The 17,368-nt window shown below is 30.5% G+C and carries 20 protein-coding genes; 12 read left to right on the forward strand and 8 right to left on the reverse strand.

Annotated elements, in window-relative coordinates:
* The first annotated feature begins 24 nt into the window (after window positions 1-24).
* The gene (locus tag ACTTAO_RS01290) at window positions 25-1,353 is read left to right on the forward strand and encodes an MFS transporter (RefSeq protein ID WP_440690551.1); all 1,329 of its coding nucleotides are present in this window, start codon (window positions 25-27) and stop codon (window positions 1,351-1,353) included.
* Here ACTTAO_RS01290 and ACTTAO_RS01295 read toward each other — a convergent pair.
* Window positions 1,350-2,123 carry an MOSC domain-containing protein gene (locus tag ACTTAO_RS01295; protein WP_440690553.1) on the reverse strand — a complete coding sequence of 258 codons (774 nt, stop codon included), beginning with the start codon at window positions 2,121-2,123 and terminating at the stop codon, window positions 1,350-1,352. The genes ACTTAO_RS01290 and ACTTAO_RS01295 overlap by 4 nt on opposite strands.
* Before the next feature lie 11 nt (window positions 2,124-2,134).
* Here ACTTAO_RS01295 and ACTTAO_RS01300 point away from each other — a divergent pair, with 11 nt between their 5' ends.
* From ACTTAO_RS01300 to ACTTAO_RS01330, 7 genes are read left to right on the forward strand one after another with little or no spacing between them, the layout of a single operon-like run.
* The gene (locus tag ACTTAO_RS01300) at window positions 2,135-2,959 is read left to right on the forward strand and encodes a phytanoyl-CoA dioxygenase family protein (protein WP_440690555.1); all 825 of its coding nucleotides are present in this window, start codon (window positions 2,135-2,137) and stop codon (window positions 2,957-2,959) included.
* A gap of 4 nt (window positions 2,960-2,963) precedes the next feature.
* Window positions 2,964-3,644 (forward strand): formylglycine-generating enzyme family protein, encoded by a 681-nt coding sequence (locus ACTTAO_RS01305; RefSeq protein ID WP_440690557.1) that lies wholly within the window; start codon window positions 2,964-2,966, stop codon window positions 3,642-3,644.
* 26 nt (window positions 3,645-3,670) lie between these two features.
* Window positions 3,671-5,011, forward strand: coding sequence for a pectin acetylesterase-family hydrolase (locus ACTTAO_RS01310; protein WP_440690559.1), 1,341 nt, complete (start codon window positions 3,671-3,673; stop codon window positions 5,009-5,011).
* Window positions 5,012-5,013: 2 nt separating this feature from the next.
* The gene (locus ACTTAO_RS01315) at window positions 5,014-6,024 is read left to right on the forward strand and encodes a Gfo/Idh/MocA family protein (RefSeq protein ID WP_440690562.1); all 1,011 of its coding nucleotides are present in this window, start codon (window positions 5,014-5,016) and stop codon (window positions 6,022-6,024) included.
* Window positions 6,021-7,103 (forward strand): Gfo/Idh/MocA family protein, encoded by a 1,083-nt coding sequence (locus ACTTAO_RS01320; protein ID WP_440690564.1) that lies wholly within the window; start codon window positions 6,021-6,023, stop codon window positions 7,101-7,103. Before ACTTAO_RS01315 ends, ACTTAO_RS01320 begins: the two co-directional genes overlap by 4 nt.
* 23 nt (window positions 7,104-7,126) lie before the next feature.
* Window positions 7,127-7,846, forward strand: coding sequence for a YdcF family protein (locus ACTTAO_RS01325; RefSeq protein ID WP_440690566.1), 720 nt, complete (start codon window positions 7,127-7,129; stop codon window positions 7,844-7,846).
* A 14-nt stretch (window positions 7,847-7,860) separates the two neighbouring features.
* Window positions 7,861-8,688 carry a phytanoyl-CoA dioxygenase family protein gene (locus ACTTAO_RS01330; RefSeq protein ID WP_440690568.1) on the forward strand — a complete coding sequence of 276 codons (828 nt, stop codon included), beginning with the start codon at window positions 7,861-7,863 and terminating at the stop codon, window positions 8,686-8,688.
* Here the strand turns inward: ACTTAO_RS01330 and ACTTAO_RS01335 are convergent.
* The gene (locus tag ACTTAO_RS01335) at window positions 8,681-9,151 is read right to left on the reverse strand and encodes a GFA family protein (RefSeq protein ID WP_440690570.1); all 471 of its coding nucleotides are present in this window, start codon (window positions 9,149-9,151) and stop codon (window positions 8,681-8,683) included. The genes ACTTAO_RS01330 and ACTTAO_RS01335 overlap by 8 nt on opposite strands.
* 29 nt (window positions 9,152-9,180) lie before the next feature.
* On the opposite strand from ACTTAO_RS01335, the gene ACTTAO_RS01340 reads away from it, so the two are divergent.
* Window positions 9,181-9,408: a hypothetical protein gene (locus ACTTAO_RS01340; RefSeq protein ID WP_262589584.1), complete on the forward strand. Its 228-nt coding sequence runs from the start codon at window positions 9,181-9,183 to the stop codon at window positions 9,406-9,408.
* Here the strand turns inward: ACTTAO_RS01340 and ACTTAO_RS01345 are convergent.
* From ACTTAO_RS01345 to mobA, 6 genes are read right to left on the reverse strand one after another with little or no spacing between them, the layout of a single operon-like run.
* Window positions 9,401-10,450, reverse strand: coding sequence for a threonine aldolase family protein (locus tag ACTTAO_RS01345; RefSeq protein WP_440690572.1), 1,050 nt, complete (start codon window positions 10,448-10,450; stop codon window positions 9,401-9,403). The genes ACTTAO_RS01340 and ACTTAO_RS01345 overlap by 8 nt on opposite strands.
* A 2-nt stretch (window positions 10,451-10,452) precedes the next feature.
* Window positions 10,453-11,568 (reverse strand): serine/threonine protein kinase, encoded by a 1,116-nt coding sequence (locus ACTTAO_RS01350; RefSeq protein WP_440635276.1) that lies wholly within the window; start codon window positions 11,566-11,568, stop codon window positions 10,453-10,455.
* A 5-nt stretch (window positions 11,569-11,573) separates the two neighbouring features.
* Window positions 11,574-12,791: an aminopeptidase P family protein gene (locus tag ACTTAO_RS01355; RefSeq protein WP_440651107.1), complete on the reverse strand. Its 1,218-nt coding sequence runs from the start codon at window positions 12,789-12,791 to the stop codon at window positions 11,574-11,576.
* Between the two features lie 6 nt (window positions 12,792-12,797).
* On the reverse strand, window positions 12,798-13,703 hold the full coding sequence (locus ACTTAO_RS01360) for a DMT family transporter (protein ID WP_262589588.1): 906 nt from the start codon (window positions 13,701-13,703) through the stop codon (window positions 12,798-12,800).
* Between the two features lie 49 nt (window positions 13,704-13,752).
* Window positions 13,753-15,006: a molybdopterin molybdotransferase MoeA gene (locus ACTTAO_RS01365; protein WP_440690574.1), complete on the reverse strand. Its 1,254-nt coding sequence runs from the start codon at window positions 15,004-15,006 to the stop codon at window positions 13,753-13,755.
* Window positions 15,003-15,626, reverse strand: a complete 624-nt coding sequence (gene mobA, locus ACTTAO_RS01370; protein WP_440690576.1) for a molybdenum cofactor guanylyltransferase — start codon at window positions 15,624-15,626, stop codon at window positions 15,003-15,005. The genes ACTTAO_RS01365 and mobA overlap by 4 nt, the downstream gene beginning before the upstream one ends.
* 24 nt (window positions 15,627-15,650) lie before the next feature.
* On the opposite strand from mobA, the gene ACTTAO_RS01375 reads away from it, so the two are divergent.
* Genes ACTTAO_RS01375 through fdhD form a run of 3 tightly spaced genes read left to right on the forward strand, consistent with a single transcriptional unit; the run spans window position 15,651 to window position 17,368 of the window.
* A complete protein-coding gene (locus tag ACTTAO_RS01375) occupies window positions 15,651-16,049 on the forward strand; it encodes an iron-sulfur cluster assembly scaffold protein (protein WP_440690578.1) in 399 nt (132 codons plus the stop codon).
* Window positions 16,050-16,526 carry an HPP family protein gene (locus ACTTAO_RS01380; protein WP_262589592.1) on the forward strand — a complete coding sequence of 159 codons (477 nt, stop codon included), beginning with the start codon at window positions 16,050-16,052 and terminating at the stop codon, window positions 16,524-16,526.
* A gap of 2 nt (window positions 16,527-16,528) precedes the next feature.
* Window positions 16,529-17,368, forward strand: coding sequence for a formate dehydrogenase accessory sulfurtransferase FdhD (fdhD, locus tag ACTTAO_RS01385; protein ID WP_440690580.1), 840 nt, complete (start codon window positions 16,529-16,531; stop codon window positions 17,366-17,368).

Genomic DNA, 17,368 nt, shown 5'->3' on the forward strand with positions numbered 1-17,368 from the left:
TTTATTGATACTTAAAATTTAGAAATGCAAAAAGAAGTAAAAAAATCCTGGGCCCTATTTATAGGTATTGGAGTAATGATGATAGCTCACGGACTGCAAATGCAGTTGATGGGTATTCGATCTGTACTTGAAGACTTTAGTGTTTTTACAACTGGTGTCTTTATGTCTGGTTATTACATTGGATATTTTATTGGTTCTAGAACAACTCCAAATTTTGTATCTAAAGTTGGTCACATTAGAGTTTTTGCAGCTTTTGCATCTCTTGCATCTTTAAGTGCGTTAGTTGCTGTTGTTTATGTAAATCCATTTATGTGGACTATTAGTAGATTTGTAACAGGTATCAGTTTAGTTAGTTGTTATGTTGTTACTGAAAGTTGGTTAAATGATAGAGCAACAAACAAAAACAGAGGACAATTATTATCTGCGTACATGATGGTTATTTATTTTGGTTTGGCACTTGGAATGTTATTGCTTAACTTAAGTGAACCAAAGGCTTATGAACCCTTTATTTTAGTTTCTATTCTTTTATCAGTAGCACTTGTTCCAATTCTATTAACAAAAAGACCAGCTCCTAAATTTAAAAAAATTGAGACAATTAGTATTAAAGAACTTTATCAAATCTCTCCGCTAGGAACTTTTAGTTCTTTTTTCACTGGAGTAATTCATGCTGCATTTTTTTCATTAATCTCTGTGTACGCAACACTTGCAAAGCTAACTTTATTTGAAACATCTGTTTTATTATTTATAGCAACAATTGCAGGAGTATTTGGTCAAGGTCCTATTGGATATTTTTCAGATCAATTTGACAGAAGAAGAGTTATTGTTATAACTACTTTTGGTAGTTCTGTATTAGCATTGTTGTCAATTTTTACATCAAATGATCCTATCCAAAATATTTATTACATGGATGAATTTAGTTTTAGAAAAATTATATTTTTTATAGCTGTTGGACTTTATTCAAGTTTATGTCTTCCATTGTTCTCTTTAAATCTTGCACATACTAATGACTTTGTACCAAAGTTTAAATTCGTTGCTGCTGGGGGAGGTCTTCAATTAATTTTTGGTGTTGGTGCAATAAGTGGTCCAATTCTATGTTCGTTGTTTATGGAATGGTTTGGATTGAATGGATTTTTTGTATTTTTAGTTATAGTTCATGCTTTAATTGGTGCATTTGGTTTATACAGAATGAGAGTAAGAGAAACAGTCGACAATCCAGATTCTACATTTACACCTATTCCTGCAACCATTACACCTGCGGGATTAGAATTAGACCCCGATGCGCCTGAAACATTAGATAATACTGCTGTAAATGAAACAAAAAATGTTTTTGAAGAACCTAGTTCCACAAATTAAATTATAATTTTATCTTCAATAGATACTTCTCCGTCCTTTAAAGGAATTAAATAAATTCCAAGATCCATATGATCATAAAATTCTTTAAGTTTCTGAGGAAGATTAAAAGTTATTTCATCTGATTTAGGTTTCAAATTTGTTGCTGAACATCTTGGGATATGATCATCAACTTTAAAAGGCACTCCATTAATATTGATGATTTTACCTACCCAATTTCTCTCATCCCAAGCATCTAAACCACTTACGTAGAAGTTTCCTCTAAACCTTTGGTGTTCTACTTCTTTGCCTATATTTTTTTCAAAATCTTTAATGCTATTGTGATTTATCAAAGATATTGAGTTCATTACCTCTCCCCCACTATTTGTATCAAAAAAAGGATTTTGGTTATTCTTTAATAGAAATACCGGTCCTTTAACTTGGTTATCTAAATTTAATAATTCCTTCTCTATTAAACCTACTTCTTCAGGATTATTAGGATTGATTGAAATTAATTTTTTTTGATCATCAAATAATTCTAGATTTCCTTCATTAAATTCAAATGAATATTTATTAAGTATAGGTGTATTTTTTAAAGTAAGAAAATTAATTAATTTTCTTTCAACAGGCTCTTGTTCCATTTTTTGAGCCTCTCCAGTATCTAATAGTCTTGAGAATGCAAACAATCGATCATTAATAATTCCTATATTTTTTTTAATCTCACATTTATTAATTTTTTGAAACGAGATTGATTTTACTGGTGAAAAATAAATAGAGGATATACTAATATTCATTACAAAAGCATATGGCTAATTTAAATTCAAATCAACTTAAAGAATACCAAGATCAAGGTTACATAGCTCCAATTGATATCTTGTCAAAAGAAGAAGCTAAAGAAGCAAGGGATGAAATTGAATTAATAGAAAAAGAAATGCCTGATGAAATTGATAAATCTGAAAGATACAATGCTCATTTAATTTCTCCAAAACTAGATGCCATAGTTCATAATTCAAAACTATTAGATGCTGTAGAAAGTATTATTGGAAAAAATATTTTAGTATGTGGAACAACTTTATTTATAAAAAATCCTAATCAAGAAGGTTTTGTAAGTTATCATCAGGATGCAAAATATATTGGTTTAGAACCTCATAATTGGGTTACGGCTTGGGTAGCTTTAACAGATTCAAATGAAGAAAATGGTTGTATGAAAATGTGGCCTAAATCACATATAGAAATTAGAGATCATGATGAAAAATTTAATCAAGGAAATTTATTAACAAGAGGTCAAACAGTTAATGATGTTCCAGATGATGAAGTTAAATCTGTTGAACTTGTTGCAGGTCAAATGTCATTACACCACCCAAGAATAGTTCATGGATCAGGAATAAACAAAAGTAATGACAGAAGAATTGGTTTTGTAATCCAAAGTTATATTGGCACAAACGTTAAACAAGTATTAGGTAAAAATAGTGTTCAATTAGCAAGAGGTGTTGATGAATTTCATAACCATGAGATAATTCAAAGACCAAAATCATTGATGAACAAAGAGGATTTGTTGATTAAAAAAAGAGAAAATCAAAATCTTCAAGATATTTTTTATAAAGGCTCAGATAAAAAAGGAAACTACTAATTAAATGAAGAAATTAATTATTTTGAGTTTATTTTTGTTTTCTAAAACATTTGCCTTTGAAAATCCTAAAATTGATTTTGGAAATTTTTCTTTAAATAAATATGAAATTACTATCCAAGAATTTAAAAATTATGCCAAAAAAAATAATTTAATCACTGAAGCAGAGAAAACTGGTGGTGGATATGAATGGGGTGCTGGTTGGGAAAAAAGAGCTGGTTGGACATATAAAACCCCATACGGCGAAAATCCTGATAGTGAATTAGAACCAGCGGTACATGTTAGTAGATACGAAGCTGAGGATTACTGTAAATCAATAGATGGTAGACTGCCCACTTTTGATGAATGGTCTTACGCTGCATACAAGCAAGTATTTAATTCTTCAGAGTTTGAAAAAGGCAAAGTCTATAATTACCCAAGTGGTGATGAGGCTAAAAATATGAATTCTCAAGGACTATTGAATTACGACAAGCATATCGATGTAACTAAACTACCAGAAGGAATTAATGGTTTAGTTGCAATGGGAGGAAATGTTTGGGAATGGATAAACGATCAAAAAAACGATAATTCATTAACAGCTGGTGCTTCTTGGTGGTATGGAGGTTCTAAAACTTCTAAAAGTGGAGCGCAATACAAACCATCTAATTTCTATGCAATTTATGTTGGTTTTAGATGTGCCTTCGACTAATATTTTAAAAATCCAAAAATTATTGAATGATAAAATTTTTTATTACATTATTTTTTTTAATTTTTACTATCAGCTCTAGTTTTTCAAACGAGTTAAAACTTACTAGAAATCCCGATGCTATCTGTAACAACGGAGAACAAGCCTCATTTACAATAAAAAAAGCAAAATCAAAAAAATGGGCAATAATTTTACCAGGTGGTGGTGTTGCACGAGATGCTGATGAGTACAAATCGCGATCTGACGGTATGAAATCTCCTGAATTAAAACCTCATTATTTTGGACAAGCCATAGAGAAAGATGTTGAGGATAAAAATTATAATATGGTATTCATTCCTTATTGTTCTAGTGATCTTTATCAAGGTAACCATTTCAACATTGTAGATGGTAAAGAAATTCCTTTTAAAGGAAGAGTAATAGTTAATGATGTTATAGATCAACTTGATGAACAGCTTAAGAAAGCCGATGAGATTATGTTTTTAGGTTATTCGGCGGGAGCAATTGGTATTGGATTTCATGCAGAAAGAATTGGGCAGTATAATAATGTAAGAGTTTTGGTGGATAGTTTCTGGTTTGATGAAGAAACAACTAAATTTTATGAAAATTTTGAAAAAAATAATGATCGAAGCTTTATCTATAAGGGATCCATGGAAGCTTGTAATGATAGTTGGGTTAGTTGTTTTCCATCAAGAAAGAACTTTGAAAAAAATAATATAAAAGATGTATTTTTTATTTGGAATATTGGAGACAGATATGCAGATCCAATCAAAGATAAATTAGCTTTAAAAAAAGCAATTAAGAAAGATTTAGAGTTTTATAACGCTGGATTTAGTATTGAAGCTGACAAAAGAAAAATTTCAGGATTTGAGGACTGGGGACACGTCCTAGCTTGGGATAACAAAACTTATACTAAGAACTACTTTGATAAGAGTCTTCAAGAAGCAGTTAATAATTGGATAGACAGAAAAGGAAATGCGGTAGTTGTTGATTATTTGCTTAGTGATGAAAAAAAAGCTGAAATTAATAAAAAATCAAAATTATTTGATGGAGAATATAAATTCAAATTACATCGAGTATCAGAGGATGGTAAAAATAAAAAAATTGGTAATGGAAAACTTGAAATTAAAAATGGACAACTAATATTCTTTATCAAAGCTAGCAAATTAAAAACTGGTTCAAAAGAACATTATGAAACAGCAAAAATTGATATTAACCCGAATGGAGAATTAAACGGCTCAATAAAACTTGATGTTTTAAGTGGTAAAGATAGATCAGAAATTTATTATTTTAATGGAATGCTTGATGATAAAATCTGGGGCAAATCTCCAGATGAAAGTTTTTTCAAAGTTTATATGCAAATAAAAAAATAATTATGAAAAAAGGGTTAAATCTTGGTGTTATAGGTATAGATCATGGTCATATCTTTGACATGTTGGATGAAATGTTAAAAGAAGGATGCACGTGTGATCATTTTTGGACAGATGGTGATCCATTAACTTTAAAAGAATTCAATTCAAAATATCCAAATATTAAAAGAAAAGAAAATAAGGATGAAATATTAAATGATCCATCAATTGATATGATTTTAATATCCTCAGTTCCAAAAGATAGAGCTCATAATTCAATAGAAGCTTTAAAAGCTGGAAAAGATGTGATGGTCGACAAACCCGGTTGCACTACTCTAGATCAATTAAACGAGCTTAAACAAACAGTAAAAGAAACTGGAAAAATATGGTCAGTTAATTTTTCAGAAAGATTTCACGTTGCAGCTGTTGCTAAGGCTGAAGAATTAGTTAACGAAGGAAAAATTGGTAAAGTAAAGCAAACAATTGGAACAGGTCCACACAGACAAGGCAACTATGAAAGACCTGATTGGTTTTATGATCGAGAAAGTTATGGGGGGATAATTACTGATATAGGCTCACATCAAATTCATCAATTTTTAGTATTTACAAATTCAAATGAAGCGAAAATTAATCATGCACTTGTAGAAAACACTACCAAAAAGGAAAAACCTGGTTTTCAAGATTTTGGAGAGGTTAATCTAACTGGTAATGGTGGCCACGGTTACGTTAGATTAGATTGGTTCACTCCAGATGCACTTCCAACATGGGGAGATGGAAGATTATTAATCCTTGGTGATAAAGGCTATATAGAAATAAGAAAATATACAGATTTAGCAAAATCAGAAAAAGGTAATCACTTATATTTAGCGAATAATGAAGAAGTTAAATACATCGATTGCTCAAATGTTAAGCTCCCCTACTTTAGAAATTTAATTAATGATGTAATCAACAGAACTGAAACTGCTTGTGCTCAGGAATTAACCTATCTTTCAATGGAACTTGCAATAAAAGCACAATTAAAAGCTGAAACAAAATGAAAAAGTATCAAGTAGCAATTATAGGGACTAACATTGGTGCTAAACACTATGAAGATTTTCAAAAAGTTAAAGAGAGATTTAATGTTCACACTTTATGTGGGCTTACAAGAGAAGCTATTGATAACATTTTATCAAATGACACCGAAACAAAAGTATCACTCAACTTTGATGAAGTATTAAAAGTAAAAGAAATAGATATCATTGATATATGTCTTCCACCCCACTTACATTTTTCAGCTTGTAAAAAAGCAATGGAAGCTGGAAAGCATGTAATTTGTGAAAAGCCATTAGTATCAAGTCTTAAAGAAGTCGATGAATTAGAAAAGATCAGTAAAGAAACAGGTAAAATCATATTTCCAGTTTTCCAATATCGATATGGTCTAGGATTTTCAAAGTTAAAATCACTAATGAAATCTGGTTTAGCTGGAAAACCTTTGGTTGCTTCTTTAGAAACTCATTGGAACAGAGGAAAAGATTATTATTCAAAACCTTGGAGAGGAACTTGGGAAGGTGAACAAGGTGGAGCTATATTAAGTCATTCAATACACATTCATGACTTAGTCAGCATGATATTAGGTCCAGTTTCAAATGTATTTGCTAAATTATCAACTAGAGTAAATGATATTGAAGTTGAAGATTGTGCATCTTTATCAATTGAAATGGAAAATGGAACTTTAGTTACAAGCTCAATTACACTTGGAGCTGCAAACAATACAAGCAGACTTCGGTTTTGTTTTGACGGATTAACAGCAGAGTCTGGTGCATCTCCAGATAAACCCTACAGTCCAGCTGATGATGAGTGGTATTTCTTGCCAAGATCGCCTGTTACTCAAGCCCAAATTAATAAAGTATTGTCAAAGGTAGAAGAGCCACAATCTTGGTATGCAGGTATGTTTGATGAAATTGCAAATAAATTAGATGGATCTGATAGTGATGAAGTAACTTTATCAGATGCTAGAAAATCTTTAGAATTTGTAACCGCTGTCTACGATTCTTCCAGACAAAATAAAAACATTAAACTTCCACTAGATAAAGATAACCTATTATATGGTTCTTGGTTACCTAAAAATAACTTATGATATATTTGCATAAAATATTACCAATGTTGATAAGTCCTTTAATGGTGGTGTTATTCCTATTAGTTCTAGGAATAAAATTTAAATCAAAAAAATTTACTATCTCTGGAATTATTATTTTATTAATTTGTTCATTACCTGTTGTTTCAAAAAACTTAATTAATTATATAGAAATAAATTATAAACCAATTCAAGCATCAAATATGGATAAAGCTGATGCTATTATAGTTTTGAGTGGGATGATAAAACCTATAAATACTAATAACGGTTACAAATATGAATTTAACAAATCAGTAAATAGGTTTTTTGCAGGAATTGAATTATTTAAAAACAATAAAGCTAATTTTATTGTATTTACTCGTGGAAAATATCCATGGTCTGTTGGTAAACCAGAGGGAGAATATCTAAAAGAATTGGCAATTAGTTATGGAATACCTGAAAATAATATAATCCTAACAGAAAATGTTGAGAATACTGATCAAGAAGCTAAAGCAGTTAAAAAGCTTTTTCCAGAAAAAAATACAAAATTAATTTTAGTAACCTCTGCCTCTCACATGCTTAGAGCGCTCAAAGTTTTTCAAGCTGCAGATCTTGAAGTCATTGAATATCCTGTTGATTTTAAAAGTAACTCAAACAATTTTACGCTGATGGACCTAATCCCTTCAGCAGGTGCTTTCGGTGGTACAAGTTACTTTGTAAGAGAAATTATAGGAAGAATGTACTACAAAATTAAATATTTTAATTAATTTTAGAAACTTACATGATATCTGTTGAGCTCACTGAAGATTTAATTAAAAAATTTAACAAAAATGGTTTTTTAATTTTAAATAATTTTTTAGATTTAAATTATATTGAAGATCTAAAAAATAAATTTGAGCCTTTGTTTAAAGGTAATTTTGAAACAGGAATTGAGCCAGATGAGTGGAACTGGAAATTTGGTAAAGATCCTGAAGATGTAACTCGTCAAATCTGTAATGCTTGGAAAGCAGATCATTTAATAAAAAAAGTAGTTTGTCATAAAATAATTGGTGAAGTTTGTTCTCGTTTAATGAACTGGCAAGGTGCAAGATTGGTTCAGGATAATGTTTTATGGAAACCACCTGGAGGAAAAACCTTAGGATTTCATCAAGATGCTGCTTATGATGATTGGCTTATCCCACAAACAATGATGACTTGTTGGATGTCATTAGATGATACTTCAAAAGAAACTGGAACATTAGAGTATATTAAAGGGTCTCATAAATGGGGACTACAACCTCCTAAAGGAGAATTTCACTCCCCTGAAGATTATAAAAAAGAATTAAATATTTTTGCTGAAAAAAATAACAAACAAATAGAAGTTGCTTATGTAGAAGTACCAGCTGGTGGTGTTTCATTTCATCATGGCTTTACCTGGCATGGATCCGGAATAAATACTTCAAGTAATAATAGACGAGCAATTGTTTCACATTGTGTTCCAAGTAATGCTAAGTTTCACCCAACAAATGAAGGTGGAACAGCTAAAACTTACAAAAAATACAAAAAGGAAAATAGTGATTTATTAGATGAAGAATATTTTCCTCTATTGTGGGAGAGTAATTCTATTTAGATCCATCAAACCTATCTTCATCCTGTTTAGTTGGATTGTAAGTAGGTGATGTTTCAAATTGTTCTTCACATTTTATATCAATATAGGGTGCTTTTGATCTTGTAAAAATTTCACCTGATACTCCAAACCAAAAACTTGGTGGATCAAATGTTGCAGCAGCAATAGCTGTTAAACCCTTTAAAGCAGGTGCTGATATCGTCCAATAAACACTGGTTCCACATTTTTTACAAAAATTTGTTTCAAAAGTATTTCCACTCTCAGTTACAAATTTATATTGATTATAATTTTGTGAGTGGTGTTTTACATTTTCCTCTTTAAACCAAGCACCAACACCAAAAGGACTTCCTGATCTTAGTTGGCAATATCTACAGTGGCAAACTCTAGCTCTTTCTGGATTACCAATTGTTTCATATCTGTTTTCTCCACAAGCACAGCCACCTTGATGAATTTCTTTATCTGACATAATTAAAGACTATAATATTTTAAAATAATATGAACAAAGAAAACGCAAGTAAACTCTGGAAAATTATTCAAGAAGCTGGCGATTATTTGGTGGGACAATTACCTGACCATCCAAATCACCCCAAAGGAAGAAACCCCTATGCTCATGTTGCTATTTGTGTGAAAAGTAAATTCAATGCAAGTTACAAGGATATTCCTGATGAACAATTTGATGAAGTTATAAAGTATATTGAGTTTTTAAAAGAAAATCCTAGTTAGCTTTAATTGTATTTAACAATTCATCAACATCACTATCTTTAGTATTCCAAGCAGCCACTAATCTCACAGCTTTACCATCCAATTCTTCTTCATTCATCTTATAACCATTTGAGTTTAGATGTTCTATTTTTTCTCTTGGAAATTTTGCAAAAACTTCATTTGCTTCGGTTGGATAAGCAATTTCAATATCATTATGTTTGCTTAAACCATCACTTAATTTTTTACCCATTGCATTTGCATGTTTTGCGTTTCTTAGCCAAACATCATTTGAAATGTAGGCATCTAATTGAGCAGATACAAAACGCATTTTAGATAATAAGTGCCCTGCTCTTTTCATTAAAAAAGCAATATCCCCTACTAACTCTTTCTTAAAAAATATGATTGCTTCAGCTGCTAAACATCCATTTTTAGTTGCTCCAAACGACAATACATCAACCCCTGATTTCCAAGTCATTTCAGCAGGAGTTACATCTAAAGATACCAATGCATTAGCAAATCTAGCACCATCCATATGTAAATTTAGATTATGTTTGTGAGTAATTTCTGCAATTTTTTTGATTTCATCTAATTGATAAACTTCACCTGTTTCACACACTTGAGTAATGCTAACTGATGAAGGTTGAGTGTGATGAACAATTCCTTTTCCACCAATAGATTGGTGTAATTCTTCTGCAGTTATTTTTCCCATTACTCCAGTTAAAGGAATTAATTTTCCACCTCCTGTATAAAATTCAGGGGCACCACATTCATCAGTATTGATATGAGACATCTTATGACAATAAATATTTCCATATGATGGTGTCATCGTAGATAAAGCTAATGCATTTGCAGCTGTTCCTGAAGCAGTTGGAAAAACAATTACTTCTTTTTCAAATATTTCAGAAAACTTATCTTGTAACTCTGTTGACAAAGGATCATTTCCATAAGGAGTACTGTCTCCTTCATTTGCTTTTATGATTGCCTCTAATACTTCAGGGCAAGCACCCGCAACATTATCGGAGGCGAATTTAACTCGCTCTCTTTTTGTTTTTATTTTTGCCATTGTTATTGTTTTGGAAAATAATCTTTTAAAGTGCCTTCTCTATATACATCAGCAGTACAACAGTGAAGTCCTCCACCAAATGCATAAGCATCTCTAAGTTCTACTGGCACTACTTCCATTCCTAATTTATCTAATTGCTCAGCTTGATAAATTTCACTTTTCTCAACACAAACTGTTTTAGGATCTAAAACTAAAACATTCATTGATAACCATGTTGAAGAATAACAAAGTGGTGGTGGTTCGTTATGAGCTGGTTGAGCACTATCAACAATTTCCCATCCATTATCTTCAAAAAGTTTTCTTTGTTCTTTTGGCAATCTCCTTTGAGGATTATTGATAATTAAACCTTCTTTTATTGGGGTAAAGGTTGCATCAATGTGAATAGGATATGGATCTCCTGGGAAATTTACTGCGTGAACTCTGTGATCTTTGTAATGTCTCTTTAGCCAATCAATTCCTTTTAAATTAGTTGTAAATCCATGTTGAACAACTAAATCTTTTCCAAATCTCAATACATCTGCTGCATCAAACAATGGCTCTTCTTCGGTAGTTACGAAATATTTTTTCTCAGTCCACTCTAATCTTTTTTGAACACCAATTTTATCTGATAAATAATCTTTTCTGTAATCTGCATCTGTTAGTCTTGGTTTTGGAGCAGACTCGTGTCTCATGTTAGGATCTTGATTGTAATAATCTTTAAGTAATGGTCGGTAACATAGATATTCAAACCAACGACATCTATAACTCATTGTTGCTTCTAAAATTTCATTACCCACAGTTAACAAAACATCTCTTGGAGGCATACAACCAAACATAGTTTCTGCTTCCCAATCAGGTGTGGATGTCTTTTGATTAAAATCAATTGGTGTTGGTCGGTCAACTTTAATGCCTCTTTTTTGAAGCATGTTTGAAAAGTTATCTAATAATTCATTTGCTTTATCGACAGTATCTTTGGTTCTTGGACCAAACTGTCCTCGCATATCACTATCTTCAGGAACTTTTGCATCTAATGCTGGCTCTGGTGCTGGAATACAAGTACCATCCGCTCTTCCAACAATTACATGTTTTAACGGATCCCACTCGTTCCAACTATTAACAATAGTTTTATTCTCACTCATAAAGATTAGTTTTTTATAATATTATGCTCAGGACCAAAAGGAAATTTTGTTATATTTTCTGCTCCATCTTTACCTATTACTAAAATATCGTGTTCCCTATATCCACCAGCACCAGGATTACCTTCTGGGATCATTATCATTGGCTCCATAGAAACAACCATATTTTCTTCAAGAACAGTGTCAATATCTTCTCTTAATTCTAAACCAGCTTCTCTTCCATAAAAGTGGGAAAGCATACCAAATGAATGACCGTAACCAAATGTTCGGTACTGAAGATAACCAAGTTCAGCAAATAATTCATTTAGCTCATGACAAATGTCTGAACATTTAACACCTGGTTTAATTAATTCTAATCCACGCTTGTGAACTTTAACATTTGCTTCCCAAGCTTTAAGAGAGGCATCATCTGCATGATCCAAAAACAAAGTTCTTTCCAATGCAGTGTAGTAACCTGAGATCATTGGGAAAGTATTTAAGGATAAAATATCTCCTTTAACTAATTTTCTATTAGTCTTTGGATTGTGAGCTCCATCTGTATTGATACCAGATTGAAACCATACCCAGGTGTCCATGTACTCTGCACCTGGATAACTTTTAACAATCTCCCTTTCCATTCTATCTCTTGCTGCTATTGCTACTTCGATCTCTGTGTTATCTTCTCTAATATTTTTAGCTATTTCTTCGCCACCAATGTCTGCAATTCTTGCACCATTTCGAATGATCTCAATTTCTTCATCAGATTTAATCATTCTAAGTTTCATTAGATCTTTTGAAACATCACTAAAAACAGAGAAAGTAAAAATAGATCCTATTTTTTCTCTCATATCTAAAGTTACATGATCATTTTCAATTCCAATGTTTTTTGGAGGCTCATCTCTTCCAATAATTGATACAATTGCTCTTAGAAAATTATCTCTTTTCCAATCAGTATAAATAACGTTATCACAATGCGATCTACGCCATGGTTGGCTTGCATCAATATTAGCTGAAATTGTTGAAATTTTATCTTGAGTAATCACACATCCATAAGGTCTTCCAAAAGAACAGTAAATAAAACCTGTATAATATGCAACGTTATGCATCGATGTTAAAATAATCATATCTAAATTATTTTTATCCATTACCGATCTAAGTTTACTTACTCGATCGTTATACTCTTTATCTGTAAATGGTAATTTTACTTTTTCACCATTTTTAAGTTCAAAAAAATCTGGTCGTTCCATAATAATTTAATTTAATGCTATGTAGCGTTTATTCCATCTCATAATTAAACTGTAGTAGAATAAAGATACAAACAGAAAAAAACCTCCAATGATTGTATTAGTTGATGGTACTTCATTAATTCCTAAAATTGGTAACCAAACCCAAAATATTCCACCCACAACTTCTGTTAAAGATAACAAAGTTAACTCAGCAGCTGGAATAGCTTTTGAACCAATTGAATATAAAATTAATCCTGAACAAACCAAAAATCCATGTAGTGAAAATAATGAACTATTATAACTCGTAGCAAAGAATGCTTGTCCAGTAGATAAAATCATAATTGATGCAAAAACAAAACAAAAGAAACCAGCAAATGCAACTGTTGTAAATTTAGGAGTTTCTTTTCTCCATCTTAATGAGACTGAAAACACTGAAAAACCTATTGAAGAAGTTAGTCCAAATACAAAACCAATTAAAGATTTCTCACCAGTATTACCAATAGCCATTATCAATATACCAGCTGAAGCAATTATAATTGATATCCAAACATTAAGAGAAATTCGTTCTCTAAGGAATAAAAATGCCAAAAGAGCAGTAAAAAAAGGCATTGCAGCTAAACAAAGTAAAGTAACAGCAGCACTGGTGTTTGTTATAGAATAAATAAACGTGATCATTGCAACCCCTAGACCTGAGCCACCAACTATCCCTGATAATCCTATTTTATAGTAATTTTTGTAGAAGTTTTTTCCCTCTTCAAAATATAAGTAGAGGTTAAGTAGAATAAAAATAGTTAAACCTCTTCCAAATATATACTGCCAGGGAACAAGATTGGGACTATCCATATATCTTACAACTAATGGTCCAAATGACCATAATATGCCAGCAAACAATACGATAGGAACAGCAAGTTTTGGATTTCTTAACTCTAACATTTGTAGAAATCTAATTCCAAAAAGATTTTTCTACAACAAAAATACGTTTCTAAATCAAAGATTGATTAGAGTGGTTGGGGAAAAAACAATCTAAGATGTCCCCTTTTTTAAATTTTGATTTCCCTGCTGGTAACAAAGACCAAATGTTTGATTTAACAAAAGATTTTACTCTAAAAGACTCTTGCCCTTGTAAAATTTCTACCTCTATTTTTCCATTTTTAGTTGTGCTTAATTTACTTTTTGCAAACCTTGTAAAATTTTGTTTTTTAGAAAAACTATTTTTTAAAGTTGCCCTAATAGGATGTTCTTCACTTAGTCCTAAAACATTTTTCATAAAAGGAATAACAAAAAATCTAAAACAAGCAGATGATGACATTGGATTTCCTGGAAGACCAAATATTGCTTTTTGTTTTCCTTTAATTTTAGCAAATAGAATTGGTTTTCCTGGTCGGATTGCTACACTTTTAAAATAATTGGATAATTTAAATGTTCTAACAATACTTGGAATATAGTCATATTTTCCAGCAGAAACAGCGCCTGATGTTATCAATATATCGGTATCACTATTTATAAGTTTTTTAATTTGAGATTTATAAATATTTTGATGGTTGTCTCTAAGTATTCCACCATTTTTAAAATTAAATAAAAAGTTTTCTTTAAGGTTTTTGATGTAATGACTATTAGAGTTTCTAACTTTCCAGTTTGGAATGTTGTCTTTGTCAGTAATTTCATTACCAGTTGAAAAAAATAAAATATTAATCTTCTTTTTAACTTTAATCTTTTTTATCCCTAAAGTTTTAAAAGCTAAAATATGATTTGGTTGAATAATTGTATTTTTTTTGACAACAATCTCACCTTTTTTGAAGTCTGAACCTGCAAATCTTACATGATTAAACTTTTTAATTTTTTGATTAACTAAAATATATTTTTTATTATTTTTATTTGGATAAAAATTAATCTGTTCTATTGGAATAATTGTATCAAAACCTTTAGGGATTATCCCACCCGTCATTATTTCAACAGCATCATATTTTTTAATTTTTTTATTTAATGATTTTGTTCCTGCTGCAATGGATCCAATTATTCTAAATTGTTTTGGTGAATTTTTCTTAATTCCGTTTGTATCTTTTGATTTAACTGCAAATCCATCAAATGCAGCATTATCTCCTGCTGGATAATTGATCTTTGAATAAATATTATCTGAAATCACTCTGTTAAGAGAATTTTCACTCAATATAGTTTCATCTTTAATTTTAATTTTTGCTTTTTTTAAAATTTTTCTAGATTGATCGTAACTAATCATTTTTTTAATAATTCTTTAGCTTGTTCTAAATCTTCTTTTGTATTGATATTAAAGAAAGGATCTTGATTTGGAAACTTCATATTAATTGTTTTAACTCCAATACTATTAGCCCATAATTCAACTTTTCTAGCTCCTTTTTCTAGATCATCTTCTAATTGATCTAATAAATTCATCGACCATAAACCAAAGATGTTATGCCTAGTATTGTTTGATTTTATAAAAAATAAACTACTTTCATTTTCATCTACTTGATTAACAAATTGATCTAAAATTTCTTTTTTAAAAAAGGGAGTATCTACTGGAAAAGTTGCTATCCATTGATAATTTTTATTATTATCTTTTACCCATTTCATTGCTGAAAGAACTCCGCCTAGAGGACCAAGATCTTTTTTAATATCTCCAATTAGTGAAATTTTATCTGAATTAGTAAACTCAATTGAATTATTAGATACTATTAATACTTCCTTAAATTCATCAATTATTTCTGCCAAAATGTAATCAATTAATATTTTATCAGCTAGCATTATCTGAGATTTATCTTCACCAAACCTTTGTGACTTACCGCCTGCTAGCACTGTTCCTAAAATATTGTTATGTTCCATTAATAAAATATAAAACATTCAAAGTTGAATTAAAGAAATTAAATGGATTTAAGAATTTTAGAAATCGCGTCTCACACAGAAAATAATAAAGTTTTAGAAAACTTTACTCACAAATCAAAAAACAAAAATCCAATTTGTGGTGATGAGATGGAAATAAGCTTAATTGTCAAAGATGACGTTGTAAAAGATATGGGTTATCAGTGTAAATCTTGTATTTATTGCCAAGCATCTGTCAGCTTATTATCTAGAAAAATTAAGGATAAAAACTTAAAGGAAATAAAAGATTTTGTTATAGCTGGTGAAAAGTTGTTTGAAGATGTTAAAGTAAGTCTAGAAAAACACTGGAAAGATTTTAAAGAAATTTTAGATAAAAAAAATCTTTCAAGGAAAGAATGTTTGCTTTTACCTTTAAGAACTATTGTTAAAGCATTAAAAATTTAAATGATAAAAATCACAAAACCATTATTGCAAAAAGCATTAATTGCAGGTTTTTTTTCAACAATCACTATAGGAGTACTTACAGTATTAACTTATAAAAGTACCCTTGGATATTTTATTGCAGCATCATTTGGCTCATCCATGGTTTTATTATTTGGATTTCCTGAAAGTCCTTTTGCTCAACCAAAAAATGTTTTCTTTGGACATTTGTTAACTGCTTTAGTGGGTGTGTTGTTTGTTAATTTTATTCCACTTCCAATTTATATGAGTATTGCATTTGCAGTAGGAATTGGAGTGTTCTTAATGATTTTATTAAATGTAGTTCATCCTCCTGCAGGAGGAAATCCAATAATTGTTATTATTGGGAGTGCTTCTTATGATTATTTAATCAATCCAATTATATTTGGATGTATCATAATTTTGTTACTCGCAATCATAATCAATAAATATTTATTGCAAAAAAACTATCCTTTAAAATAATTATGAATTCAAAATATAAAGTTTTAAAGTATTCATCTAATAATTTAAAAGATGTTGAAGATTTAGTTTCTATTGAAGAGCCATTAGAGATTTCTTTAAAGTACAAAGAAAAAGATAATTGGGTTGAGCAAACTTTATCTATTACGATGAGAACTCCTGGTAATGATGAAGATCTTGTAAGAGGATTTTTATTTAATGAACAAATTGTAAAAAGTTTAAATGATATCGATAGCATTGAAAGTTATGGAGACAAAGTTGGTCAATATAAAATTCAAAATAAAATACTAGCAACACTTAATAATTCAGAAAATGTAAATATATCAAAAATTAAAAGAGATTTTTTAACCAACTCCTCTTGTGGTGTTTGTGGGAAATCTTCATTGGATGCGCTAGAGATAATTAAAACTACAAAGACAAATGCCTCAGAACCTAAAATTTCAAAAGATGTAATTATCCAATCCCCTGATATTTTAAGAGAAGGTCAGTCTGAATTCAGCAAAACTGGTGGTATCCATGCAAGTGGTCTATTTAACAGTGATGGAAAATTGATAGCTCTAAGAGAAGATGTTGGAAGACACAACGCTTTAGACAAACTTATCGGCTGTGCTTTGGAGAAAAACCAATTTGATCCAAAAGACCAATTTATTACTTGTTCTGGGAGACTTAATTTTGAGCTAGTTCAGAAGGTTTTAATGACAGATATCGGGATTATGATCGGGGTTGGTGCGCCAACAAGTCTTGCTATCGATTTAGCTAATAAGTTTGACATTACCCTCATAGGTTTCGTAAAGAGGGACAGTTTTAATATTTACACAAATAACAAAAAAGTTAAGGTGGAATAA

It is taken from the genome of Candidatus Pelagibacter sp. HIMB1782, assembly GCF_052047475.1.
Classification (GTDB): domain Bacteria; phylum Pseudomonadota; class Alphaproteobacteria; order Pelagibacterales; family Pelagibacteraceae; genus Pelagibacter.